General features: G+C 47.0%; 20 protein-coding genes and 1 pseudogene. 12 read left to right on the top strand and 9 right to left on the bottom strand.

Going from position 1 to position 24,786, the window contains the following annotated elements:
• Window positions 1-20: 20 nt before the first annotated feature.
• Window positions 21-275, bottom strand: a complete 255-nt coding sequence (locus tag LZZ85_RS26495; RefSeq protein WP_237876786.1) for a hypothetical protein — start codon at window positions 273-275, stop codon at window positions 21-23.
• A gap of 48 nt (window positions 276-323) precedes the next feature.
• Between LZZ85_RS26495 and LZZ85_RS26490 the strand changes: the two genes are divergently transcribed.
• Genes LZZ85_RS26490 through LZZ85_RS26470 form a run of 5 tightly spaced genes read left to right on the top strand, consistent with a single transcriptional unit; the run spans window position 324 to window position 3,848 of the window.
• Window positions 324-749 carry a hypothetical protein gene (locus LZZ85_RS26490; RefSeq protein ID WP_237876784.1) on the top strand — a complete coding sequence of 142 codons (426 nt, stop codon included), beginning with the start codon at window positions 324-326 and terminating at the stop codon, window positions 747-749.
• Window positions 746-1,126: a diacylglycerol kinase family protein gene (locus LZZ85_RS26485; RefSeq protein ID WP_237876781.1), complete on the top strand. Its 381-nt coding sequence runs from the start codon at window positions 746-748 to the stop codon at window positions 1,124-1,126. Before LZZ85_RS26490 ends, LZZ85_RS26485 begins: the two co-directional genes overlap by 4 nt.
• On the top strand, window positions 1,116-1,790 hold the full coding sequence (locus tag LZZ85_RS26480) for a DUF1361 domain-containing protein (RefSeq protein ID WP_237876779.1): 675 nt from the start codon (window positions 1,116-1,118) through the stop codon (window positions 1,788-1,790). The genes LZZ85_RS26485 and LZZ85_RS26480 overlap by 11 nt, the downstream gene beginning before the upstream one ends.
• Window positions 1,791-1,815: 25 nt before the next feature.
• Window positions 1,816-3,105, top strand: coding sequence for a cell envelope integrity protein CreD (gene creD / locus LZZ85_RS26475; protein ID WP_237876777.1), 1,290 nt, complete (start codon window positions 1,816-1,818; stop codon window positions 3,103-3,105).
• A gap of 17 nt (window positions 3,106-3,122) precedes the next feature.
• Complete coding sequence (locus tag LZZ85_RS26470; protein WP_237876775.1) at window positions 3,123-3,848, top strand: ferritin-like domain-containing protein; 726 nt, start codon at window positions 3,123-3,125, stop codon at window positions 3,846-3,848.
• 387 nt (window positions 3,849-4,235) lie between these two features.
• On the opposite strand, the gene LZZ85_RS26465 is transcribed toward LZZ85_RS26470, so the two are convergent.
• On the bottom strand, window positions 4,236-7,628 hold the full coding sequence (locus LZZ85_RS26465; protein WP_237876773.1) for a hypothetical protein: 3,393 nt from the start codon (window positions 7,626-7,628) through the stop codon (window positions 4,236-4,238).
• A gap of 290 nt (window positions 7,629-7,918) precedes the next feature.
• Between LZZ85_RS26465 and LZZ85_RS26460 the strand changes: the two genes are divergently transcribed.
• The gene (locus LZZ85_RS26460; RefSeq protein ID WP_237876771.1) at window positions 7,919-8,563 is read left to right on the top strand and encodes an MBL fold metallo-hydrolase; all 645 of its coding nucleotides are present in this window, start codon (window positions 7,919-7,921) and stop codon (window positions 8,561-8,563) included.
• A gap of 144 nt (window positions 8,564-8,707) precedes the next feature.
• On the opposite strand, the gene LZZ85_RS26455 is transcribed toward LZZ85_RS26460, so the two are convergent.
• The 3 genes and pseudogenes from LZZ85_RS26455 to arfB all read right to left on the bottom strand — a co-directional run.
• Window positions 8,708-10,219, bottom strand: a complete 1,512-nt coding sequence (locus LZZ85_RS26455; RefSeq protein WP_237876769.1) for an oligosaccharide flippase family protein — start codon at window positions 10,217-10,219, stop codon at window positions 8,708-8,710.
• Window positions 10,220-10,819: 600 nt separating this feature from the next.
• The gene (locus LZZ85_RS26450) at window positions 10,820-11,863 is read right to left on the bottom strand and encodes a cytochrome-c peroxidase (RefSeq protein ID WP_237876766.1); all 1,044 of its coding nucleotides are present in this window, start codon (window positions 11,861-11,863) and stop codon (window positions 10,820-10,822) included.
• A 113-nt stretch (window positions 11,864-11,976) separates the two neighbouring features.
• A pseudogene (gene arfB / locus LZZ85_RS26445) lies at window positions 11,977-12,357 on the bottom strand (alternative ribosome rescue aminoacyl-tRNA hydrolase ArfB); the annotation flags it as partial.
• 67 nt (window positions 12,358-12,424) lie between these two features.
• Between arfB and dtd the strand changes: the two are divergent.
• A complete protein-coding gene (gene dtd / locus LZZ85_RS26440) occupies window positions 12,425-12,877 on the top strand; it encodes a D-aminoacyl-tRNA deacylase (protein WP_237876762.1) in 453 nt (150 codons plus the stop codon).
• Window positions 12,878-12,905: 28 nt separating this feature from the next.
• Here dtd and LZZ85_RS26435 read toward each other — a convergent pair whose 3' ends face one another.
• On the bottom strand, window positions 12,906-13,241 hold the full coding sequence (locus LZZ85_RS26435; RefSeq protein WP_237876760.1) for a DUF8694 domain-containing protein: 336 nt from the start codon (window positions 13,239-13,241) through the stop codon (window positions 12,906-12,908).
• A 103-nt stretch (window positions 13,242-13,344) separates the two neighbouring features.
• On the opposite strand from LZZ85_RS26435, the gene LZZ85_RS26430 reads away from it, so the two are divergent.
• The 3 genes from LZZ85_RS26430 (at window position 13,345) to LZZ85_RS26420 (ending at window position 16,447) form a co-directional block, all read left to right on the top strand.
• A complete protein-coding gene (locus LZZ85_RS26430; protein ID WP_237876758.1) occupies window positions 13,345-13,668 on the top strand; it encodes a nucleotide pyrophosphohydrolase in 324 nt (107 codons plus the stop codon).
• 153 nt (window positions 13,669-13,821) lie between these two features.
• Window positions 13,822-14,808: a YihY/virulence factor BrkB family protein gene (locus tag LZZ85_RS26425; protein ID WP_237876756.1), complete on the top strand. Its 987-nt coding sequence runs from the start codon at window positions 13,822-13,824 to the stop codon at window positions 14,806-14,808.
• 169 nt (window positions 14,809-14,977) lie between these two features.
• Complete coding sequence (locus LZZ85_RS26420) at window positions 14,978-16,447, top strand: glycine--tRNA ligase (RefSeq protein ID WP_237876755.1); 1,470 nt, start codon at window positions 14,978-14,980, stop codon at window positions 16,445-16,447.
• Window positions 16,448-16,551: 104 nt separating this feature from the next.
• Here the strand turns inward: LZZ85_RS26420 and LZZ85_RS26415 are convergent, their stop codons facing one another.
• Window positions 16,552-17,268: a ferredoxin--NADP reductase gene (locus LZZ85_RS26415; protein WP_237876753.1), complete on the bottom strand. Its 717-nt coding sequence runs from the start codon at window positions 17,266-17,268 to the stop codon at window positions 16,552-16,554.
• 448 nt (window positions 17,269-17,716) lie between these two features.
• Between LZZ85_RS26415 and LZZ85_RS26410 the strand changes: the two genes are divergently transcribed.
• Window positions 17,717-18,028, top strand: a complete 312-nt coding sequence (locus LZZ85_RS26410; protein ID WP_237876751.1) for a carboxypeptidase regulatory-like domain-containing protein — start codon at window positions 17,717-17,719, stop codon at window positions 18,026-18,028.
• Window positions 18,029-18,753: 725 nt separating this feature from the next.
• On the opposite strand, the gene LZZ85_RS26405 is transcribed toward LZZ85_RS26410, so the two are convergent.
• The gene (locus LZZ85_RS26405; RefSeq protein WP_237876749.1) at window positions 18,754-22,536 is read right to left on the bottom strand and encodes a S8 family serine peptidase; all 3,783 of its coding nucleotides are present in this window, start codon (window positions 22,534-22,536) and stop codon (window positions 18,754-18,756) included.
• A 104-nt stretch (window positions 22,537-22,640) separates the two neighbouring features.
• Here LZZ85_RS26405 and LZZ85_RS26400 point away from each other — a divergent pair, with 104 nt between their 5' ends.
• On the top strand, window positions 22,641-23,078 hold the full coding sequence (locus tag LZZ85_RS26400; protein ID WP_237876747.1) for a carboxypeptidase-like regulatory domain-containing protein: 438 nt from the start codon (window positions 22,641-22,643) through the stop codon (window positions 23,076-23,078).
• 70 nt (window positions 23,079-23,148) lie between these two features.
• On the opposite strand, the gene LZZ85_RS26395 is transcribed toward LZZ85_RS26400, so the two are convergent.
• A complete protein-coding gene (locus LZZ85_RS26395; RefSeq protein ID WP_237876745.1) occupies window positions 23,149-24,561 on the bottom strand; it encodes a T9SS type A sorting domain-containing protein in 1,413 nt (470 codons plus the stop codon).
• Window positions 24,562-24,786: the final 225 nt, after the last annotated feature.

The following is a 24,786-nucleotide window of genomic DNA, read 5'->3' as shown; positions in this document are numbered from 1 at the left end:
TTTTTTGCTGGCGGGTTGTTCTATTCCCTGCCGACCGCGTTTCTGACAATGTTTTTTTTGCGATGGATCTTGTGTTCTTCTTTACGCCATTCTTTTACAGCTTTTCTAATATGGTGTTTCGCCGTCTGGTTTTCGATACTGATCTTCCCTTTCCTGCTTTCCCTTTTGTTTTTAGGAAACGTTTTTGTCGATGGAGTATTCCTGTTTGTTCCGGCCTTAATAGCATCGACACTAACTCTGGCAGCGAGGTTCGCAAAGTTTGAGCACTTATTCATTTTGTTTCGCAGGAAACGAATCTTTCACCCGCAAAAACAATCGGTTAAATGAAAACTTCTTCCGTTGATCACCTGGCGAATACCTGGCTGCTTGCAAATCTGATACAAGCTGTGCTGCTGGTTGCTTATGCAATGGCCCAATTGCCGATGAGTTATGTATTGTTTCCTGTGATACTATTCTGCCTGGCGGGACTGGTATTTTCGATCCCCGCGTTTGTCGCCGGATATTTCTGCCTGGATCTGGTAGCGGATGCGCATCTTCCGCTTAACACGCGTTTTCTGGTATGGCTTATCGTATGTCCAACGATTGTGCTGGTGGAAGGAATTATCTGCTTCCCTGTCTTTCATATAGAAGGTTTAAGCAGCCTGATTTTTTGTGCTCCCGGGATAGCTGCTGCATTCCTTGCTGTTCTTTTCCGCTATAAGGCATTTATAATGCTCGCCTCACGAAATGAAAGAAAGGAAATAACATGAAACAAACATCATTAACACTCAGATCCCGCATGTCCAGCTTCAGGTTTGCAGCAAAAGGCATCTGCCGTTTCTTTCATGAAGAAGCAAATGCAAAAATACATCTGGCGGCCACGGTTGTTGTCATTGCCGGGATCATCTGGTTTCGCATTACAGGAGCAGAATTGATCGCATTGGTGATCGTTACTGGTCTTGTATGGGCTGCTGAGATCATGAATACAGCCGTCGAACACCTGGTCGATCTTGTTTCACCAGGCTTTCATCCTAAAGCGGGTCTGATAAAAGATCTGTCGGCAGGCGCGGTCCTCGTGTTGTCAATAACGGCGCTAATAACGGGTCTGTTCATTTTTATTCCCAAAATCATTCATTATGCAGTATAGATCTTTTCTGAAGAAAATAGAAAGCCAGACTTTTTCTTTATCCCAGTGGTTGCTGATCTCTTCCGCATTCAGCTGCCTGCTGTTGGCGGCGAGGGTGATCGTCACCGGGGAGAATACGTTTCTTTTCCTGATCTGGAATTTGTTCCTGGCATTCATTCCTTATGCGATCAGTGAGTGGCTGAGCGGTCGCATACGGGTGATGGAAAACAAGGTATTGCTGGCTCTTGTACTGACCGTCTGGCTGTTGTTTATTCCAAATGCCTTTTATATCGTGACGGACCTTTTTCACCTGCATGAGTTTGGCGATGTGCCGGGATGGTTTGATCTCGCGCTGATCTTCTCTTTTGCATGGAATGGATTATTGTTGGGCGTATTGTCTGTCCGGCGAATCGAAACGATCCTGCAGGTGATCACCGGCAGATCATTTTCACTACTGTTCGTGTTTTTTGTAATGTGGCTGAATGCGTTTGGCGTTTATATAGGAAGATACCTGCGATTCAATTCCTGGGATGTGATCTCCAAACCTTTTTCACTGTTCAGTGATCTCTTTGATATCATTATTCATCCGTTGAAATACAGGATGGACTGGGGGATGATCTTCGTCTACTCCATGTTTATGACCGTGCTTTACCTAACACTGAAAAAAGCAGCCCGTCAGTTTTAAAATAAAACTTCAAACCCAACATTATATGGAATCAATGGTGCAACAAGCTGTACAAAAAAGTAAGATCTTCTTCAAAGCCCTTATGATCGGAGGCCTGATACTGTTATTATTGATACCGGCAATGCTTGTAGAGAATCTGGTAAAAGAAAGAGAAGAACGGCAGAAAGAAGCGTTTGATGAGGTGAGCAGCAAATGGGCCGGAACACAGAATGTAACTGGGCCTGTATTGGTGCTGCCTTACAACGAAGCCGTCACCAATAGCTCCGGTGCTGTTGTCCATCTTCGTAAGCAGGCGTATATCCTGCCAGATAAACTAACGGTGGAAGGAGATCTTCGGCCTGAAGAAAGACACCGGGGTATTTACCAGGTGATGCTTTATTCTTCTGCGCTCAATATTTCCGGTCAGTTCAATTCAATTCCATTGAAAGAACTCAGGATCGATCCATCGAACGTGCTATGGAATGAAGCGCATGTCTGTGTCGATCTTCAGGATGCACGTGGATTAAAAGAGGAGATGCAGTTGAAATGGAATGATTCAGTAGTGACATTAAACCCTGCCACTGTTGATAATGCCGTTATGAAAAAAGCGTTCACTGCGCCGGTTACGGTAAACCCTGACGGAAGGATATCTTTCTCTTCAACGCTTCAGTTCAATGGGTCCAGAGAACTGCTGTTCACACCTGTGGGAAGGGAGACAACTGTAAAGGTAAACTCTACCTGGCCTGAGCCAAGCTTTACCGGCGGACAGTTGCCTGATCACAAGGTGAGCAAGGAAGGGTTCACGGCAACCTGGAAAAGTCTTTCTCACACGCGCACATTCCCGCAGGCATGGAAAGAAACTTCCTACAACCTGGAAGGAGCTTCGTTTGGAACGGCACTGTTCATTCCTGTGAATGGTTATCAGAAGACAATGCGTTCAGTAAAGTATGCGATTCTTTGCATTGTGCTGACATTCGCAGCATTTTTTATCATAGAAATGGTGAATAAGAGATCAGTGCATCCGATCCAGTATGGATTGGTGGGGGTTGCATTATTGATGTTCTATACCTTGTTATTATCCTTCTCGGAGTATATCGGTTTCAATATGGCCTATGTTGTAGCCACCGTGGCCACCGTTGGTTTGATCGGGTGGTTTGTCAAAGGCGTACTGTCGTCTGGCAAACTGAGCTGGCTGCTTTCCATTCTCCTCGTTTTGTTATATGGCTATGTATTCACGATCCTTCAGTTGCAGGATTATTCGCTGCTGCTCGGAAGTATCGGATTGTTTGCGACACTTGCGGTGATCATGCATTTCTGCCGGAAGATCCAATGGTAATTTTAAAATGTATTGTTATGCTCTTTAAACACTGGAAAGAATATTACGAACAGAACAAAACTCATTTTGCGCATATTGATCTTGATCGGCCTGATGAACTGACGGAAGAAGAGAAGCTGGTCATCTCTTCTTCGCTTCAGCAATTCCAACGGGGCGAACATTCCGAAGGGAAGCATCTCTATGCGTTTGCGCAGAAGTTTGGAGACCCGGATTACCTGGATTGCATCCGGCTTTTTATTCCGGAAGAACAGCGTCACGCAATGGTACTGGCTGCATATATGAAACGAAAAGGTATTCCATTGTTGCGCGGACATTGGGTGGATAATGTGTTTCGCTGGTTAAGAAAGCTTTCCGGCATTGAGAATACGGTTCGTGTATTGCTGGTGGCAGAGATCATTGCTAAGGTTTATTACCAGGCATTGTTCAATGCGACATCATCCGGTTTGTTGAGGGATATCTGTCAGCAGATCCTGAAAGATGAAGATCAGCATATTCTTTTCCAGTGTGATGCGTTGAAACAATTTCAACGAAAAAGATCGCTGTTTGGCCGTTGGTTCTTTTCCGGATCTCAAATGATACTGATGACCGGTACAACGGTCATAGTATGGTGGCATCACCGGAAGGTACTTTATCGCGGAGGATATAATTTCCGGAAGTTTCTCAAGAGAACATTTACTGTTTTTACTGAAACCAATACCTATATAAATCATCGGGAGAATGCCGGAGCAGTTTTTCCGGTATAATAAATCCCTCCGTTCCGTATGAAATTTCCAGGTTTTCTCATCCAGTATCATTGAAAAGCATTCTTAAAGATGCAGAGAGCGATGAGTGACCGGGAGCGTGATCCATGACAAAAACCTGAATGCCCATGCGTCAGCTATTGTACGTTGGATCCGGATGAAGACCGGTCATCAGTCTTTCAAACGTGTCTTTAAGCAGATCCGGTATTTCGATCAATTCAATCATTAACCAAACCCTTACCTATGCGATGAGTTGGACCGGAAGAGAATCGATCGAACCTTACCCTTTTTTTAGCTGCCGGTCAACCACCATCTATCTTATTCCCTGTGAAAATGAAAAAGGTCCTTCGCGAAAGCAAAGGACCTTTGTATTTTGAGTGGATCGTGTGTTTAGAAATCCACGCCCATTGCGAAGTACCACATTGGTTTGTTCCGGAAGATGCCATTCATTTCCCATGCTGCATCAACGCGGAGGAAGTATCCGAGGATGGTGCTGCGGGCTCCGAATCCATATCCACCAGCAAATGGTCCGATACCGCCGGCCTGGAAGCGTACGGTAGGTGCGTTTGCATTGTTGGTGCTGAACACATTTTCAGGGCGTCTGATATTCTTCAGTCCGCCTTCCCATGCCGTACCGAAGTCGATGAACTGGGTCAGCTGGAAGTTGCGGAGGAACGCGTTGTTGATCGGTCTGTTGAAGAATGTAGTGAAAATCGGCAAGCGGATCTCACTGTTGATCACTACGGCGTTGTTACCATTTGCGATATTCTGACGGAAGCCGCGCATATTAACTGCGAGTGACTGATAGGTATAGAGTTTTGTCGGAGGGTTATTGTCCATGAATTTCGGACTGAACCAGTTGTCTACACCGCCGAGGTAGTAAACCACCTGCTGATCACCGAATGAGAAGTCACCTGCGGCACGAACAGCCCAGATCAGGTTGCGGTAAAGAGGCAGGTAATGACGTGCATCAAAGCCGACGTTGAACATGGTCTTGCCCTGGTTTTGCAACAGCTGGATGCGGGTTTGCTGGCTCATCTGCATAAACCAGTCCGCATAGATCCTGTAGCGCAGGCCATGCCAGATATTCGTTGCGGGTGTGATAGCGTCATCATATACGTATTCAAGGCTGAGCTGGCCATATGTTGTTTTAACATCATTCACTTTTGCCGTGGTACGGTCCAGTGCATACGCTACACCACGATCAAAGCGGGGACCGATCGTTGCACGCAAACTGCGTGTTTTATCAAACGGATAGCGCAGGCGAACCAGATAGTAGTTGGAGAAATTCTTACCATCGTATACGTCAATGCCGTTCGGGTTGGCTGGTGTTTCGTTGGAGAACACAAATCCGCTGGTGGAGCTGCGATAGTAGGTAAAGCCCCAATCGAGCCGTCTGCGCATGTTATAGAACTCAAACAATACGTCGTTATCGCGCAGGTTTGGTGCAAGGCGGATACCTCCGGTGAATTTCACATCTTCCATCAGGTCTGATGTTCCAAGGCGGATAAGGCCGTTGAAGTCATTCCCATTGGAAAGGTTGATCGGGCCGGAGCCATAACCATATGGCTGAAACCTGTTGATCGCCAGTACAGAGTTGTTGAATCCGACAACCGCGTAATCAGCGAAGAATTTCCGGGGGCGGTATTCATACAGTTTGGCTTTACCGAGTATAGTTGGCTGTACAACTTCCTGCGCTTCGATGACCCTGCCCAGTTGGGTCGTATCTTTCTTCTCGTCGGCAAATTCACTCTGGAAGAAGTCGGTCTGCTTAGCGGTGGTATCCGCTGTTGTGCCTCTTGACGGGGAGGTACGGTTTTTTTTCCGTTTATCCTCGTCTATGATCTGTTTCATGTATTCGGTAGGCTGAGCTCTTACGTTCCGGCGGCGTAATGCATTTTCATCCACCTTCAGCCGGTAAAGAAGTTTGGCGTCACCAAGCTGAACCACTTCACTCACCTGCTGGTTGTCTCCGGCTGTTCGTGTTTCCTTCAGGCTGCTTTGATAGTTGGTCAGCGGGAAGATATAAGAAGAGTCATTGGTGATAGAAACGAAGCCAACTGAGTCTATATCTGTTTTATCCCATTCTTTCAGAAGGCTGTCCACATCTTTCAGTGATGGGTTGCGCAATACTTCATCTCCGATGAATATCAGGGTATCGAGGCCTGCGCGTTCTGTTCGGAAGAAGCCGGCATAACGGTTATTGATACCGTTCTCATCACTTACAAAGGTGAAGTGTGAAGTATTGTATTGAGACGGAAAGCGTGCGTTCCCGAAGTTGACCGATGTGAGCTGGGAGATCTGTTTGAAATCTGATTTGTTCCAGTTGTCTACAAGGAAAATGTTATAGTGTTTTGCAGGCAGGGAATCTTCATGCGATACAGCGTTGGCAGAAGGCCTGTTACTTGCGTAGATGATCCCGGTTTTGTTAGGGAAGGCCACGAAGGACGGATCCAGGTCATCGTATACGTCATTCGTGATCTGATCGTATGATTGTTTGTCGATCTTGTATGTGTAGATATCTGTTTGACCGCTGCGGGTCGCACTCATCAGGAGCGTATTGTTGTCCAGCATGAACTTCACATCCTGTACCTGGTTGAACATCGGCAGGTCCTGTTTGAAGATCTTTACGCGGTTAAGGGCGTCATAGATGAACATTCTCGGTTTGCCGTACTGGCTGTAGATCACAGCGAGGCGGGTTCCTTTGCCATCCCATGCGAGGATCGGATAGTTCGGATTCTTTTCTTCTTCGCGTGAGCGATGACCAAAGCGCAGGAGCACTTTACGGTTAACGAAGTTTTCGTTCAGGACCACTGTATAGATCCCCTGTTTGTATTCAACAACGGCATAAGTGAAACTCTTCGGGTTAGGATTTGCGTTGAAGCGGATATAATCTTTCTTACCAACGATCTCGCTGATCCCCAGCTGGCCTTTCGGTGCATTTTTCCGGCTGCGGATGTCTTTGTAATACTGCTGGGGAACATCAAGCATGAAGTCTTTCAGCAGGTCTTTGAATTTCTTTTTGGTAACTTTTTCTGAAGCGTTGTTCAGGTTGCGATAGATCCGGCTGAGGTAAAGAAAATAGGTTACTTTATTCTTTCCGTATTTATCTGCCAGGTATTTCCAGAAGCCATGGCCGGCCAGAAGAGGCTTGTCAAAGGCGAACTGATAGAACGTATTGTATTTGCCGGAGAGCATGGTAGAGCGGAGATCGTCATCCAGAGAAGGGCTCCAGTTCTCTGCCGCGTATTCAATATAGCCGTCTGTCAGCCATTTTGGAAGATCAAGCAGGGCCTGGTTGGCTGCAAACTCTCCGAGATCATCACCAAAAAGGATGTTCTCTACAAGAGTTCGGGCGATCCCCTGTCTGATCTGGCGGCGGAGATTATCATGATTGCCGTCAAAGTAAACCAGCATTTTGTTATTGACCAGTTTGGTTACACCGCCGGTATTCTGCCAGTCGATGCCCATCCCGATATTGGATTGCTGCAGTTCGTCAAAGTTGTTATACACCACAATATTGGTGCGTCGCTGCATGCCGTATTCAACAAACTCTTCCAGTTGGGGTAGTTCTGTTTCAGCGATCTGGGCAACGTACTTGCCGAGCCCGAGACCATCCTGACTGAAATAAGTGTTGAAGTTATTTGTTTGATAATACCTCCACTTGAACTTCTGGTATTGCACACGGTTTTTGCCAAACTCAACGGTGCCTACCTGAGCGTAAGAAGCCAATCCTGCACATAAAAGGATGCCGGTGACCAGAGCCTTCATTTTGCTATTCATCAGGGAATGTTTATTTTTTAAAAAGCTTTCGCAACGCCCCTTCCGGTTTGTTATTCTTTTATTGTTATCATCACGATGCCGGAACTTCGATGGCTGCATAAGGTATTATGTTTCTTATTCTGTTTAATCGAAAAAATCATGGGACTTGTTGCCCGGTAGGTAGCGGTCAAAGGCAAAAACATAACAGGTGCTATATAAGCCCGCTGTTTTACTTTTGCCTTTAGTTTTGGTTGTCAGGATTACAAATTTACCGGATTCGCCCTCAATTTTAAAAATACGAAAAACCGATCATGTTAACTGTTAAGACATTCACTTTTAACCCAGTCCAGGAAAATACCTACCTTCTGTATAACGAACGCGGGGAATGCTGCATTATTGACCCGGGATGTTATTTTCAGGAAGAACGGGAAAAATTGCAATCGGCGATCACTTCGCAGTCCCTGAAACCCGTGCTGCTCTTGAATACGCATGGTCACCTCGACCACGTATTTGGCAATAAATTCATATTTGAGACCTGGGGACTGGTTCCGCATATCCATGAAAAAGAGAAACCGGTGCTTGAGATGGTGCCGGCAGCGGCGGAACGCTGGGGGCTGCCATTTGATCATTACGAAGGGGAGTACCAGTTTATCCCGGAAGATCAGCCCATATTGGTGGGTGAAGACCGGCTGGACGTCCTTTTTACCCCGGGACATTCTCCCGGAAGCTTGTCCTTTTACTACGAGGCGGGCGGGTTTATCATTGGGGGTGATGTGCTATTTGACCGGAGCGTCGGCCGAACGGATCTTCCCGGTGGCGATCCGGCAACGCTGTTGAACAGCATTCAGACAAAATTTTTTACACTTCCGGACGAAACAAAAGTGTATTCGGGGCATGGACGGGTGACCACCGTCGGGTTTGAAAAGATGAATAACCCTTTTGTGAAGATGTTCTGAAGTGGATGAGATTGAGTGGCGTGGGAGTCTGGGGAGTTTAAAAAGCTGTTCTGCATTAGCCATTTTCTTAAAATCTGCGGGAGCCTGCGCCTTCCGGTTAAAAAGGAATGTCCTAATGGTAGCTCTTACATCCCGGGGCCGGGGTTATTTATAAAGCAATTTTCCCACCACCGGCATGTTCTTCAACTCTTTTTCTTCCACTCTTACGATCAGCCAGGTGAAGAATCCCAGCAGCAGGGTAGCGGTAGCGAGGTTGAACCAGCGGTTCGGCCAGAGGTAGACGAGGCCGAGGTGAATCAGATATAGCAGCACTACCAACACGATATAGGTGATCAGTTTTTTTCGTGCATAAGGAACCGGGTAGTGTTTTTGTCCCATTACATAGCTTACCACCATCATAAACAGGTAGCAGCTGAAGGTTGCGATGGCAGCGCCGAGATAGTAAAGACGCGGGATCAGCAGGATATTCAGCACGATCGTCAGTACCGCACCGGCCAGCGTGATAAATGCCCCGCTCATGTTCTTATTGGAAAGTTTATACCAGATGCTCAGGTTGTAGTAGATCCCAAGAAAAATATTACCAAGTGCAAGAAGGGGAACAATGTTCAGTCCGACCATCCAGGCTGGTTTATCGATCGCTTCAAAGAACCAGGCGAATACATCGATGTAAAGGCTGATGAATAAGAACATAAAGCAACAGGCGATCACAAAGAATTTCATTACGCGGGCATAGGTACGTTGCGGATTCTCTTCTTTGGAACGGCTGAAGAAAAAGGGTTCGGCGGCCATCCTGAATGCCTGGATCATGATGGTGACGAGGACGGCGATCCGATAGATCTGTCCGAACAGACCCAGCTGTGTTTTCGCTTCATGCTCCGGCAGGTCAACCACGTGCTGATAGATCAGCCGGCTCAGCATATCGTTGACCATGCCACCCATGCCAACGATCACCAGCGGATAGGCATAATGCATCACTTTTTTCCATAATGCAGCGTCAAAGCGGAAACGGATCTCGGTGAATTCTTTTCTTAGTATAAAGAATGTAAGGATACTGCCGCAAAGGTTTCCTATCAGGTAATAACTGATCCGGTTATTTTCGTTGTAGATAGTGCCGAGGAAACTATCGCGGTGGCTTTGTACATACTTGTGAATAAAACCGAGAAAGATGATCACGACGGCAATATTCATCACAACGCCGGCAATTCTGGCGAACGCGTATCGTTTTGGCCTGTTCTCCTGGCGCAGCCGCGCAAAAGCAAGCGTAGAGATGGCATCGAAAAAGATAATGCCCGCCATTAATGTGATATACTCAGGATGATTCTCGAGGCTTGCCCAACGCGCGATCGTATTCCTGAATAATAATAGAAGGATCGTGAACAGGATCGTTGACCCGATCAGTGATACCGAAAGTGTATCATAAAGCTTTTTCTTATCACCCTCCTGGGAAAACCTGAAATAGGCGGTTTCCAGTCCATAGGTGAATAACACATTTAAAAAAGGAATGATGGCATACACCTGTGTCAGATCTGCGGTTGTAGCAGGTTGTGCGAACAACAGGGGTAAAGACAGGTTCATCAGATAGCCCAGGAAACGGCTGGCGATCGTGGGAACGCCGTACCAAAGAGTTTGTCCTGCCAGTTTTTTAATGCCGCTCAAGGGATAATGTCTTTTTTATGGATGCACAAAGAACGGTGATTTGGCGGATTTATTGGCTATGGGTTTTGAGAGAACGCGCAGACGCGGATCCGCATGCCGCTTTTCTTTCAGCTGCATTGAATACGATGAAAGATCATCGGCTGGGCTTTATGTATCTGTAAAAACAATGCAAAGCTGAATGTTGCTGTTTGCCATGGGCCATGGTCCTGGTCAAGTGGGATTCCAGTATTACGGGCAGTTAGATCGTACGTTGCCATTATAGCGAATATAGAGCGTTCTTATATAAACATCGGATATGTGTCCCGTAAACATCCCGTTATCTTCTCGTCAAAGTCTCGTAAAGGTCAGGTAAACATCAGTTAAACATCAGGCAGACATCAGGGAAATATCAGGGAAATATCAGGAAAACATCAGGCGAAACTTCGGAAAAACAGTCAGCATCTGGCGGGCTTTTAGAGACCAGGATGTTTTGGATGCAAAGATCCTCCCTTATCGCGCAAGCCTGCTGCAAGATACAAAACCGTGTGGGATGATGCAAGAGAATGAGCGGCGTAGTGTGAAGACTGTTGCAGAATTGTCATTGCTGTTCAGCGGTCCCATCTATGGTTTGGAGAATCGTGGATCCAGGAGAAAGCTCGAGTCTGTCAGTGTTCTCAGGAATAGCGCAATGTTCGTTGCTTCGGTATTGGTCAAAGAAATACCATTTGTCAGTGCGGGATCGAGGCTGGGACTTTTTTGCACGCCGGTGCGGTAATGATCGAGGCATTGCGCAAGTGTATTGAAACGTCCGTCGTGCATGTAATTGGAAGAGATATAGACATTGCGCAGCGTCGGCACTTTAAATTTCAACGAATCCTGCGATAGCCCGGTGATCCGAAGGCGGCCGAAGTCGTTCAGGATTGGGTCCACAGGCAGGCCGGTGTTACGAAAACTATAATCGGTGAACATTGGTTCGGGATGGCAGCCTGCGCAGTTTGTCTGAAAAAGCGCATACCCCGCGGTTTCATTTGCCGTAAAGCTGGCTTCCCCTTTTTTTACACGATCGTATTTGGAATTGGCGGAAGTCATGTAGCCGGTAAACTGCGCAAGGGCTTTCAGCAAATGATCGGGAGTAATGAATTGCGTGCGGAATACTTTACGGAAGAGCTCCCGGTATCCGGCATCCTTCTGCAGCTTGCTGATCACGACCTGGAATGTTTCACCCATCTCAAGATGGCCTGTGATGGGGTGTACGGCTTCTGTAAAGAGAGTGCTGAATTCTCCGTCCCAGTGAAAACTGTTCTGCCAGACGAGATTGAACAGCACCGGTGCGTTGCGAAGTGTATGTGAATTGTGGACACCGTGGCTCCGGTCATGTTCATAGGTGCCAAATCCGGCAATCTGCTGATGACAGGAAGAGCAGGGGTGAAGTCCGTCCACGGAGAGACGGCCATCATAGAACAGTTTCCTTCCCAGTTCAAAGCCTTCTTTGGTCAACGGGTTATCTGCAAAACGGTAGACAGGATCGGGGAATCCTTCCGGGATCTCAAGCTGCATAAAGCTAAGGTTACCGGGGTTGTCATTTTTCCTGCATGAGCCAACAAGGTATGGCAGGAGTATGACGATGCCGGTGAGGGATAATATGGCGGATAGGATGTTCTTCACTGTGTCGAAAGCTATTGGCCAAAGCCATTTGGTTAATCCAACTTGCTTGTTACAATGCAACAGTCGTTCGATGGCCGGTCTTCGCGCGTTCAGCGATGAGGGACCATCTTCTCTTAAAAATCCCTGAACTTCTGCCGGCCCGATTTGATCTCAGATTTCCTTTTTTTCGATTCTATGCGACGTTCTTTTGAAGCTTTGCTGACCTTAGTTGCGATGCGGGCTTTCTTTTTTGTCAATGCATGCCGGACAAGCTCATTGATCTTCTTTACCGCTTCTTCTTTGTTGGACAGTTGTGTACGGTGTGTTTGCGCTTTTACCTGCAATTGCCCATCGGCATTGGTTCGGTTCGATAATTTTTCAGTAATGATGGCCTTTTGTTCTTCGCTGACCAGCACTGAGCCTGCGATATGCCATGATGCGATCACTGCGGTCTCCACTTTATTTACATTCTGGCCGCCTTTTCCTCCGCTTCGGGTGGTTTGAAAACTTATTTCTTTTTTCAGATCGATCATGGTCATTTACGCTGTGGCGTCTATTTTTGAAGGCATAAAGATACGTTTTATGCGGGCTGTTATTCAACGGGTAAAAAAAGCAAGCGTCACCATTGAGGGAATACAAAAATCGGCCATCAGCGGCGGGCTTTTGGTATTTCTGGGCGTAGAGGATACCGATACGCCGGAAGATGTGCAATGGCTTAGCGGAAAGATCATTAATCTTCGTGTGTTCAATGATGAGCAGGGCGTGATGAATGTTTCAGTAAAAGAGCATGGAGGCGAGGTGCTTCTTGTCAGCCAGTTCACGCTTCATGCGTCCACTAAAAAAGGAAACCGGCCTTCTTATATCCGTGCCAGCAAACCTGATCATGCGATACCTGTGTACGAAGCGATGATAAAACAATTATCCACCGATCTTGGCAAAGAGATCGGCACAGGCAGCTTTGGTGCAGATATGCAGGTAGAGTTATTGAATGATGGACCGGTGACGATACTGATCGATACTAAAAACCGCGAGTAATGCGAATATTCGCGGCCATTCGTCATCATTAATGTATTCCGACGCGTTCGGAGTATACTTTGCCATCATTCAGCTGTATTCTGATGAACAGGACCTTGTCATTGACGGTGAGGCGGAAATTATAGCTCCCGGCATTGATCTCTTTTTGCTCAAGAATGCGGTTGCCGTTGGCGGACCATACCATAATGCTCTTAATGTCTTTGTTGCTTTTGATCGTGATCTGCCTGCCGGAAGTGAGGATGCGGTAAGGTTTAGCGGGCTTATTCTTTTCCGTTGCCGCGGCGAGCACGGGTTGTGCTTCTATCGCTACAGCGGATAGCAACAGTGCGGCAATGGGCAATATCTTTTTGATCAGGGTTAGCATGATGCATACTTTTAGGCGTTTGGATGGCAGGTAGCGTTGGCAAGGAGGTGGGTAAAACGGCAAGAATCATGCTATATTGCAAAAAACTTCTAAAAATTTTGTTATGACTATTCAGCAGGCACAGCAGGAAGTTGATCAATGGATCAAAACAATTGGAGTGAGATACTTCAGTGAGCTAACGAATATGGCGATATTAACGGAAGAAGTAGGAGAGCTTGCGCGGTTAATGGCAAGACAGTACGGTGATCAGTCGTTCAAAGAGTCAGATAAGAACCGTGATCTCGGAGATGAGATGGCAGATGTATTATGGGTGCTGGTATGTCTTGCCAATCAAACCGGCGTTGACCTGGAAAAGGCGTGGCAGAAGAATATGGAGAAGAAGACAGGCAGGGATGGGACGAGGCATAAGGAGAATACGAAACTGTAGGGCGCTGAATGTTGAATGTTGACGGAAAAGGCTGATTGAATAGTGATCCTCACTGACCGGTTATTGGTCTGCGGAGGTAAGGGCCGGACAGCGATCGGCGGTCAACAGGCAATGGTTCCTGCAATTTGGCATTATTTTTTTCCTTTCATACTCATGGCAAAAAGAGTTTGGAGAAGCATCAAGCAGGCATTTGCTGATTTTTTCAGCAATAAGGTTTTGAAATTAAGTGCGGCACTGGCATACTATACGGTCTTTTCGCTGCCGGGCCTGCTGATCATTATTATTTGGGTGTCCGATATTTTCTGGGGGCAGGATGCTGTTGAGGGATCTGTGTATGAGCAGATTGCTTCGTTTGTAGGGCCGGATGCGGCACTCCAGATCCAGGAGACCATCCGGAATGCGTCCCTTTCCACGGATAGCGGTTTTGCGACAGTGGTAGGTATCATCACGTTGGTGATAGGTGCCACGAGTGTATTTGGGGAGATACAGGATTCTATTAACCAGATGTGGCATCTGAAGGCCAAACCCAAGAAGGGTACGGGTTTGGTGAAGATCATCATCAACAGGCTGCTGTCGTTTTCGATCATCGTTTCCCTTGGATTCCTGTTACTTGTTTCCCTGATCGTGAATGGTGTGCTGGACCTGCTGATCAACCGGTTGACGCAGGCATTCCCTGAAACGGAGGTAGTGTTGGTCTATATATTCAATATGCTGCTGACCTTCGGCATCGTTTCTTTCCTGTTCGGGCTAATATTCAAAGTACTGCCGGATGCGCGGATAAAATGGAAACATGTTCGGGCCGGGGCGTTTACCACCGCTGCTTTGTTCATGATCGGTCGTTTCCTCATCGCTTATTATCTCGGAACGAGTAAAATGTCTTCGGCGTACGGAGCTGCCGGTTCCATCATCATCGTGTTGTTATGGGTATATTATTCAGCCGCGATACTTTATTTTGGGGCAGCCTTTACCCGTGCGTATGCTGTCGAAAGCGGCTCGAAGATCTATCCAAATAATTATGCAGTATGGGTTGAGCAGGTGGAAGTTGAGTCCGATAAGGATATTCACAAAGCAACTGCCGACTCTGATGCGATCAAACAACAGGTGGCGCCTTCGTCTCCCGATGAGGTGAAGAAAGGTTGATCCGGGGGTATCGCAGCCCGTCTGTCCGCCTCATTTCGCCCATCCTGGCAGTTTCCTTTTTTCTCTTTGCCTGCTTAGCTTATTTTTGCTCGCCCGCCGAAGCCTCGGCGCAGGCGGCCTACGCCAGGCTTCGGCCCACCGCAGGAAGAGCATCGATTAAAAACACATTATGGCAAACGATTCGAACAGGTTTCAGGCGATCATCTCGCATTGTAAAGAGTACGGTTTTATTTTCCCCAGCAGTGAAATATATGATGGACTGCAGGCTGTATACGATTACGGGCAAATGGGCAGTGAATTGAAGAAGAATATCCGCGACTACTGGTGGAAAAGTATGACACAGCTGCATGATAATATCGTCGGTATCGACGCTGCTATCTTCATGCACCCGACCACCTGGAAGGCAAGCGGTCACGTTGATAATTTCAACGATCCGATGATCGATAATAAAGACAGCAAAAAGCGCTACCGCGTGGATCACCTGATCGAAGCACATGCCGATAAAATGGTGGCTGATGGCCGCAAGGATGAGGCGCAGGGAATGCTGGATGAAATGGAGCGACTCGATGCAAAAAATGATTTTGCAGGATTAAAAAAGCTTATAACTGATCATAATATCACCTGCTCTATCAGCGGAACGGCAAACTGGACGGATATCCGCCAGTTCAACCTGATGTTCTCTACAGAATTCGGTTCAGTAGCTGCTGAAGAAGGCGAGGATAATACAGTTTACCTGCGCCCGGAAACGGCACAGGGTATTTTTGTGAACTTCCTGAATGTGCAAAAAACAGGAAGAATGAAAGTGCCGTTTGGTATCGCGCAGATCGGTAAGGCGTTCAGGAATGAGATCGTTGCCCGCCAGTTCGTTTTCCGGATGCGGGAATTCGAGCAAATGGAGATGCAATTCTTCGTTCGTCCCGGCACAGAGGGCGAATGGTACAAATACTGGAAAGAAGCAAGATTGCAATGGCACCTGAGCCTCGGGATATCTCCCGAAAGCTACCGTTATCACGATCACGTAAAGCTGGCACACTATGCAAAGGAAGCCTGTGATATCGAATTCAATTTTCCGATCGGTTTCAAAGAAGTGGAAGGTATCCACTCAAGAGGGGATTTCGATCTAAGTCAGCATGAGAAGTTCAGTAAGAAAAAAATGCAGTATTTCGATAACGATATAGATCCTGCAACAGGTAAACCTTTCGGTAATTACATTCCTTACGTGATTGAAACATCGATCGGTCTTGACAGGATGTTCCTGCTGATAATGAGCCATGCATACGAAGAACAGGATCTGAGTACAGCAGAGAAAGCTGATAGCAGGGTTGTACTGAAACTTCCGGCAAAGCTTTCTCCCATTAAACTGGCAGTTCTCCCATTGACGAAAAAAGACGGATTACCGGAAATTGCGAAAAGTATTATGGACGAGTGTAAATCGCATTTTAAAAGTTTTTACGAAGAGAAAGATTCTATAGGAAAGAGATACCGTCGCATGGACGCATTGGGTACTCCTTTCTGTATAACAGTTGATCACCAAACCAAAGAAGATAATACCGTTACGGTCCGTCACCGTGATAGTATGGAACAGGAGAGGATTCCGATCAGCGAGATCAGGAATCTTGTGCTGAAAGCAATCGAATAAAGAAGTAAAAAGTAAAAATTAAAAAGTAAAAAATAGTTTCATTATAATGGAGTTCTTCCTTAACAAAGGAAACTATTTTTTACTTTTTAATTTTTACTTCCCACTTAACCATACAGCTCCTGGTGAATATCCTTCTTATCATATCCCATTGCGACGATGCGTTGTTTCGCTTCGTCTATCATATTCTTCCAGCCGCATAAGAGAAATGCCGCATCGGGTTTGCCGGTGCAATGATCTTCATAGATCGAGTGCACATATCCTTTCTTTCCTTCCCATTCTTCCCGGGACAATGTTGGGATATAATGAAAATGATCCATCTCAAATGCATTCATTTCCTCGTGGTAGAGCAGGTCGTTCCTGGTGCGTACGCCGGAGATGATGTAAATGTCTTTATGGGGAATATTGTTCCTGTGGATATGATGAACCATGCTTCGGAAAGGGGCAATGCCGGTGCCTGTACAAACGAGGAACAGGTTTTTGTTCAGCTGTTCTTCATGGAGGACGAAGACGCCCTGCGGTCCGCGAAGTGTCAGTGCAGATCCTACGTTGATCTCGTTGAACAGATAGGTGGTGCCTGCACCGCCATCAAGTAGTACGATCACGAGTTCAAATACATTGCTGCCATCGGGCCAGCTTGCAATGGAATAACTGCGCCATCGTTTCGCCGGCTTTTCATGTATAGGCAGGTCAAGCGTTACGAACTGTCCGGGAACAAAGTCAAAGCTTGATAATTCTGGCACTTCTATCCAGTAGCGACGTGTATTGTAGGTTTCCTGTTCAATGCGGACCACCTTACCGGTGCGCCAGGGTTGAATAGCCATGAGGAGTAGTTTTAGGGTAATTTACGAAAAAAAGACCACGGGACACAGACCGCAGATAGCTATCGATCGGTGGATCTGATGTTCTGCCCAATGTATAGTCGCAGTCAATAATTACTGTTCAGTGTCGATTAAGTTGTCCGAGTTTGTTATCTGCAATGCAGGCAACGATCATTGAAAACATGATCTCTGATATAAGCCTGTTCAAACAGCATCACGATCAAAGCGGCGTGTGTGATGTATGACCCATCTTATCCTTTCACATGTTACCTTATTCATGCGTTTTTCTGCAACCGGTTCTTGTAATGAACTTGTCAATAATGAGCCGATCTGGGTACTTATCCACAATCCAACCTGTTTGGCATAGTAGTTGAAATTTACATCACAGCTTTTAACTTACGGAGAACCACATCAGAGTAAATTTCTTTTTTTAACATAAACTGATAATACCATGAAAAGAAGTATTCTATCATGTGGCATCATAGCAGCCGTTGCTGCAAGCGTACTTGCGTTTACTGAGCCACAACAGGGAAGTATAACAGGTAAAGTAACACCTGCAGATGGAGCTGAAGCTGTATGGGCCATTTCCGGAAGTGACTCAGCGAAAGGCACTATCACTTCAGGAACGTTTTCGCTGGCCGTTAAGGGCGGAACTTATAAAGTGATCGTTGATGCGAAAGATCCATACAAGGACGTAACATTTGATAACGTTGAAGTAAAAGACCAGCCGGTTGATATCGGCGAAGTAGTTTTACAACAATAGTAAAATATTGAGCTTGGACGGTTCAAAAAGAAGAGGGCTCCGGAATTTCCGGAGCCCTTTATTTGTGCATGCCTGATGAAGTGTGAAGGCGATAGTAGATAAACTACAAAAGTGGGGATGAGTTCTTCAGCTTATCTTAATGATCGTTAATTCATCGCCATACTTCCGTTATTTTCCCGTGAGATCTTGTGTTTTTCCCATGGATTCGCTTTTGCATAAAGTGATCTTTACAACAGAGAAATTTCTTAATCACCGTCATTTTCAGGACTGGTGGAGGAGGGCAGTCCTGAAAAGGGCGGTGCGTTTTTTTTATTGCATCTATGATCAAAAAAAGGAAGAATGAGATAGGAAATGTGGAATGATACAATTGAAAAGTGGGCGACGACAGTCAAACGCAGCAATGCGGTTGCTGTCGTATGCCCATTTCTGGCATGCGCGCGCGGCTATGAATGAATCAGCGCGCGCGGCGGTACATGGATCGTAGTGCGGGCGGCGGTAATGAATCGTCCCGCGACACGGGTATATTCCCCCCGGAAGTCATAGGAGCCCCGGGACCTACGAACCTTTTACAGAATATCAACTTATGGAACCTCTGAAACTCAGTGAAACTCTGAAACTTTTAAACTATTAAACCTTCTCCCTTCCCATCCCCAACTTTTGCTTCTTATATACAAGAAAGGGGATAAGAAAACTCTTATCCCCTTTCTTGTATTGTTTCGATTCAATTACTCCAGTACAACAACTTTACGGATGTAGGATTTTTTATCGTGGATGACCCGCAGATAATAAACGCCGGCAGAAAGCCTTGCCGGTTCGATCTGTTTGCTTAAGCGGCCGGAGAAGTTAGGTATCTGTTCTTTGTATACCTGCTGGCCGGTCATATTCAAAAGCGAAATATCAAGATTGCTTCTTGTGTTTGTATTCAGTTGAAGTGTGAACCTTCCTGCCGGTGCAGGATTGGGAGACACTTTCATACCGATCTCATCCGGATCAACATTCACTACAGCGGTTGTGGTAAAATTGATCTGGTTTGAAGTAAGGATACATGCACCGCTGCTGATCGCGACGGTATATATTCCATTGGTTGTTGGTGTAAATGTTTGTTCGGTTGCTCCACTAACGGCGAAGCCGTTCAGGTACCACTGATTACCGGTTGCCACGCTGCTGGTAAGCACGTTACCGTTCTGTGTGATCACTGGTGCTGTTGGTGTGGTTGCCACGATCGCTGCGCGGTCTGACGCGCAATAGGGCAGTTTAAGGCCGATATCATAATAGAAGTAATAGAACTTCTGGAAATAATTCTGATCAACGCCCGCAGGGTCTGTGGCTGTATTTCCTGTAATGGAGATCACTCCCGGAACAGTATATGGATAGTGTGTGGTAGAAGTGATATTGTTACTTCTGTAGATAGAGGCACCATCGCTGCAGGTGATCAGCAGGTAATAGTTGGCAGGAGTCGGAAAGTCGATGCCGAGGTAATAAACAGCACCTGCATCCGCCGGGTTATTATTTGAAGCGCCCAGAACAGGCGGTGTTGGTGCAGTAGCAGTAACATCGATCGTTTTCGATGAGATCGCATAATACGAATAAGAACCGTCTGCATTTTCAGTTGTGACCTGACGAAGAGTAAAAGTGATCTTGCCAGGTGTTCCGATGTATAATCTTGCCGTCTGCATCGTCACCGGCGCAGATGTGGTGAACTTGACGATATTACCGCTGAAAGCATTATACCCTCCATCGGTAAAGGCCTGCTTATTCACCGGACCGAGTTTAGAGATCTCTCCTGAACTCAGGTAGTAGGTTGGTTGGATCGTACTTGTATTGGCCATTGCGCCTGTAACAAGTGGCGTGGTTGCCGATGCGGTGGTATACCAGCTGTAGGCGACGGAATTGTTTGCGGCTGTTACATTCAGCTGGGCGGTGGTTCCGCAGATGACCGCTGTGCCTGCCGGAGCTGCGGCTTTCGCCCGACTCGTGAAACTGAATACGGTTTGGTCATTAGCGGGATTCTGATCACCGGGGAATGCAGTCGTTACCGTAACGGTATAAGGTAATCCAGGAGCGATCTCTACCGGAGTCTGGAATGTGTATATTTCGTCCGTGAATGCAAGGATAGTATCGGCATAGGTTGCCGTCAGTGTTGCTACTGTCGTTGTTCCCTGCCGGACCACTGCGGTCAATGGAATATCTTTCTTGTTAGCCGAGCCATTGTTGCGGATGCGGACAGATACATATTGCGCGGTTGCAGCACAATTGCCTTGTTCCGGAGATACCAGTTCGGATATACCGAAATCAAGGGAGGGTGTGACCACCAGGATCCGGTAATCCTGGGTTTCTCCTCTTGTGTAGGTTCCGCATGGGGTCACGCCTGCCGCGTTATTTGTCTCCTGCATCACGATCCGCAGGATAGAGTATCTGCCGACGGTCATTGAAGAAGGAATGGTGATGCTTCCGGTGAAATCTCCGTTTCCATTGATCACTCCACTGGTTGCGAGGGTTTCATTGGCATCAGTAAAGTCTCCGTCGTTATTGGCGTCGATGAATACTTTGACCACTTTATCAGTGCTGGTTGCATCGCAGCTGTTCAGGCGGACGAAGATCGGAAGGACCTGGCTGGCCTCTACAGTACCAAGGATGGAAGTGTTGTTCGTATATCCGGTGCATCCGGCAGGATTCTGGCGACGAATGGTTGAAAAGGAAACGCTGTCAATTCTTGCACCCGCAGTACTGGTTGGATTCGAGGCGCAATAGGACTGGGCAGTAATACCGCTTACCAATAATGAATAAGCCTGAGAAGCTGCCTGAAGTGTGCCTTTGTGAGTGATCTCGATGGTATAGGTTTCACCGGGGATCACGTCGGGCAATTCGATCTTTTCAACGTTATCCAGGATGTTATCTCCGCGGGTCGCTGCGGCAGCCGGAACTGCCGGTGTAAGGATCCATGGGCGATATTCGGTTGCCCCTCTTTTGATCACGATATCGAGGTCGTTGATCAGTTTTCTATTCGGATTATTCAATGCGTTGGCGATCGGCTCTACAGTTCCTTTCGGATCAGTCCATGAAATAGTTGCGCGCAATACTCCATCTCCTGATGCAACAACAGGCAGCGTAAGTTTGCCGCCATTCGCCAGTACTTCTTCCCTGATAAGTGTGCCGTTGTTATTATTCGTGATCATGTCCGCTGCTCTCTGCATGTTGATCAATCCCCAGCCGAACTGGTAGTCAGGGCCGGGTGATGTTCCGGCTTCATCAGCGGTATGGATCACGATCCCTTTCAATGTAGCGGCACGCATGAAGTTGCCGCTATTCTTTTGTGCATAGTATTCCTGCAGCAACAGCAATGATCCGGATGCATTGGGACTGGACATGGATGTTCCGCTCGATACTCCGTAAGAAGTATTGGATGCTGATATGCTGGATAGCAGATTGACACCATTTGCCACTACATCCGGTTTGATGCGTCCATCATCGGTAGGTCCCCAGCTGCTGAAGTTTGACATTACTACATCTTCCGCGCGGGAATAGCCTGTGGGTATGGCATTTACTGCACCGATCAGCAAGATATTTTTAGCGGTACTGTTTGTTGAGAGGATCTCATAGCTGTTGTTGCTGCTGATGCCTGCCGGGCGGTTGCCAGCGGCTTCCATCACGCCGGATGCGTTGTATCGCCAGTATGGCTGACCAACCGCCGGCCCGTTCTCATTCCGGTTATTACCCGCTGATTTTACGATGAGATAAAAAGGTGCGTTGTAAGAGATCTCATCCCATGTAGCGGCATCGTTTGAGTAATAGCCGAATCTGTAATCTTCGGTTGCATCAAAGCGACCGAGGAATTCCCAGCGGTTAGGAGTGACGTTCGTATTATAATTCCATCCGGCATTAAATCCATAGGAGTGGTTTGAAACGAGAAGGTTAGGTGCGGCAGTGGTCATTTCGCTGTTATCGGAAGTGAAATCATAAGCGAGTAACTCCTGCAGGCCGAAGCTCATCCCTTTTGCATTAGGGTTAACACCGGTTGCGGTAAGTGTCCCCGCAACGTGTGTCGCGTGTTCGCTCAGTGTAGTCGCGTTATCTTTCTGTGTTACTCTACCAACCAGTTCAACGTGTGTTTCGCGTACGCGTCCACCATCCCAGACAGCCAGTTTTCCTTTTACATTCGCTGATGACCCGGAGAGATTGAGTCCTGTAGTCCCGCCCGGCCACAGTTTGTTTGTGCCGATCGTTGCAGCTGCTGCAAGATTACTATGGGTGGAGACATACAATGGTAGGCCAAACCCATCCACGCCAACAAGTTTGGAGATGCCGCCATTTGGGAGGATCCTTAGCGTATCCCAGTTTTTTTGTTTAGCGAGCTTTATTACCTCCTCATGAAGTACTTTCTCCCTGGCTGCCTCCTGGACCGCCTTTTGACGTAAAACCTCTGTATTCGTTTTCACCTGGGCGAAAGCATGTCCGCAACAGCCGGTAGCCATTACGATAATTAGTAAGCGTACTGAAAAAAATCGCATATTTTTCAATTCTGTTTTGGTGGTCGATGGGTATGTCGAAACAACATTCTAAATTACACTAATTGCAAACGCGTTAAGTTATGAAGAGCTACAATTTTTGGTCGATGCCTTTATTAGCCCTCGGTTTGTTGGCACTTACCACCAGCAATGACATGGGATGTTCCCGCTCTGGCATGAAAGGGCATGTCTATCTTGTAAAAGGTAACCAGATGCCTTCTCCGGATCGGCCGCCATCAACCCCGCAAGGGTTTGAAACGGAGCTTTTTATCTATGAGCTGACCAATCTTGAACAAGTTACCAGGGTCGGCAGCACCAGCTTTTACAGCCAGATCAATACGCCGCTGGTCAAGACCATCAAAACTGACGCTTCCGGCGCCTTTTCGATCAAACTGCCTCCCGGCAACTATTCATTGTTTGTGAAAAAGGATGGAAACTTTTACGCAAACCTGTTCGACGCGAAAAATAATATATACCCCGTTGAGGTGCTTACCGGTAAATACACCGATGTAGAATTCAGGGCAGATTATGATGCTGTATACTAGACCGGTTACGCTATAAAAAGAAAGGTCCCGCAATGAACGGGACCTTTCTTTTTATGCATAGATCGTCTGGTTACTGCAAAAGCACCTGTTCTGTTCTGAGCACACCATTTGACCTGAGTGTCACGTGATAAACCCCTCTTGCCAGTGATTGCATATTGACCGATGTAAAGGTTTTCCCTTTCAACAGGTCCTGTTGCAATACCTGCCTGCCTGCCGGATCAAAGATCTGTACCCTGTCACCCGACGATCCTGCCGGATGAAGGATGGTAATAGAGCCGGAGGTCGGATTGGGGTAAAGTGATACAACACCTGTTTTCTCGAAAAACACCGGAACCACCTGGCTGTATTTTATGGAGCCATTATTATCTACGATGCGGAGGCGGTAATTGGATGTGCCGTTGGATGGGGAAGGATCATAAGCCCGATAGTCCTTTTGTTCAGCCGACTGGCCATTGGCCTTGATCGTATCCACTGGTAGATAGTCTGTACCGCGACTTTTTTCAACGATAAAATACTTGGTACTGCTTTCGGAGAGTGTTGACCAGTTCAGTTCAACTTTCTGACCGGATACCTGTGCCCTGAAATCTTTTAAAGTTACGGGCAGTGTATTGGAAATGACGATGGTTTGATTGTTATAAGCCGAGAAAGCGAAGTCGCTGGCACCGGACATATGGATCCTGAACCTGGCGACGCTGGGGGCATTAGTAGAATTTATCCCAAATAAGCTAAGATCTGCTGCCCAAAGTCTGAGTTCCCGCTCTGTTTTCCGGAGGCTTGACGTCAGCGCCATGGAGGTAGCATTATAGAAGTCGATGGTCCAGTTCGCTACGCGGGTAACACTGTTAAAATTTACCGTTACCGCATTCCCGACGCGGACCCCGGACGAATTCAGGAACTCGTATGTTTCTGTACCGGGTTGGGCAAACTGGGTGATCAGAATATCCGGTACTCCGTCGCCTATTCTCGCGACGTTCAGGCTATGCGCAAAAAAGGTGAATGAATTGTTTGACGGAAGATTGGAAATGCCGGTTCCCAGATCAAGCCCTTTGATACCGTCTCTGAGGTAATCAGTGAAATTAGCGTTTGAGGGAGGAGGCGTGCTGGCGCCGTTGTCTACGCCGTCATACATCTGTCCGAGCGCGATCAGGGCGTCATTCATAGAACCGGTATACGAATATATGTTCATCGACCACCAATCGCCATTCACATATGTCTCTCCGCGGGAGGTCAGCAGGGGATTATTAGCGCCTGTGGCGTATTGGGTACCATTCCAGGTGAATGCCAGCAGGTTATGACTGTTGTCGGGTTTTATGGGGTTTACTGTCGTGGTGCTGGTTTTCCAAAAACCGCCGTAATCGGTGATAATGCCTGTCACTCCCTGTGACCGGGCAGGCAGATAAAGTGCAGATGCCAGTAACGGCAAAATCAAATAGGTGGCTGTTAACGCCTTAAAGCGCTTGCCAGTGGTAGGATATTGGTTCATGTACAGATGGTTGGTTTAACACTTCCCGGTTCCGCCGGACTCATATCAGGGAATAACCCTTTACAGGAGGTACCCGGAAAATGCTAATGGTGGACTTAATTAATGCTGATTTGCACGCTTTATTGTGTCGAATGCCCAGAAAAGGTAAATAAAATTAAGAGAAAGTACAAGGTTTTGATAAGTGTTTATACTTAAATAGTGAAAATGAGCCAGATAGGGCTCAGG

It is taken from the genome of Terrimonas ginsenosidimutans, assembly GCF_022012415.1.
Classification (GTDB): domain Bacteria; phylum Bacteroidota; class Bacteroidia; order Chitinophagales; family Chitinophagaceae; genus Terrimonas_A; species Terrimonas_A ginsenosidimutans.
Note: the sequence above shows the minus strand (reverse complement) of the source record. Positions and strands in the feature narration are given on the sequence as shown.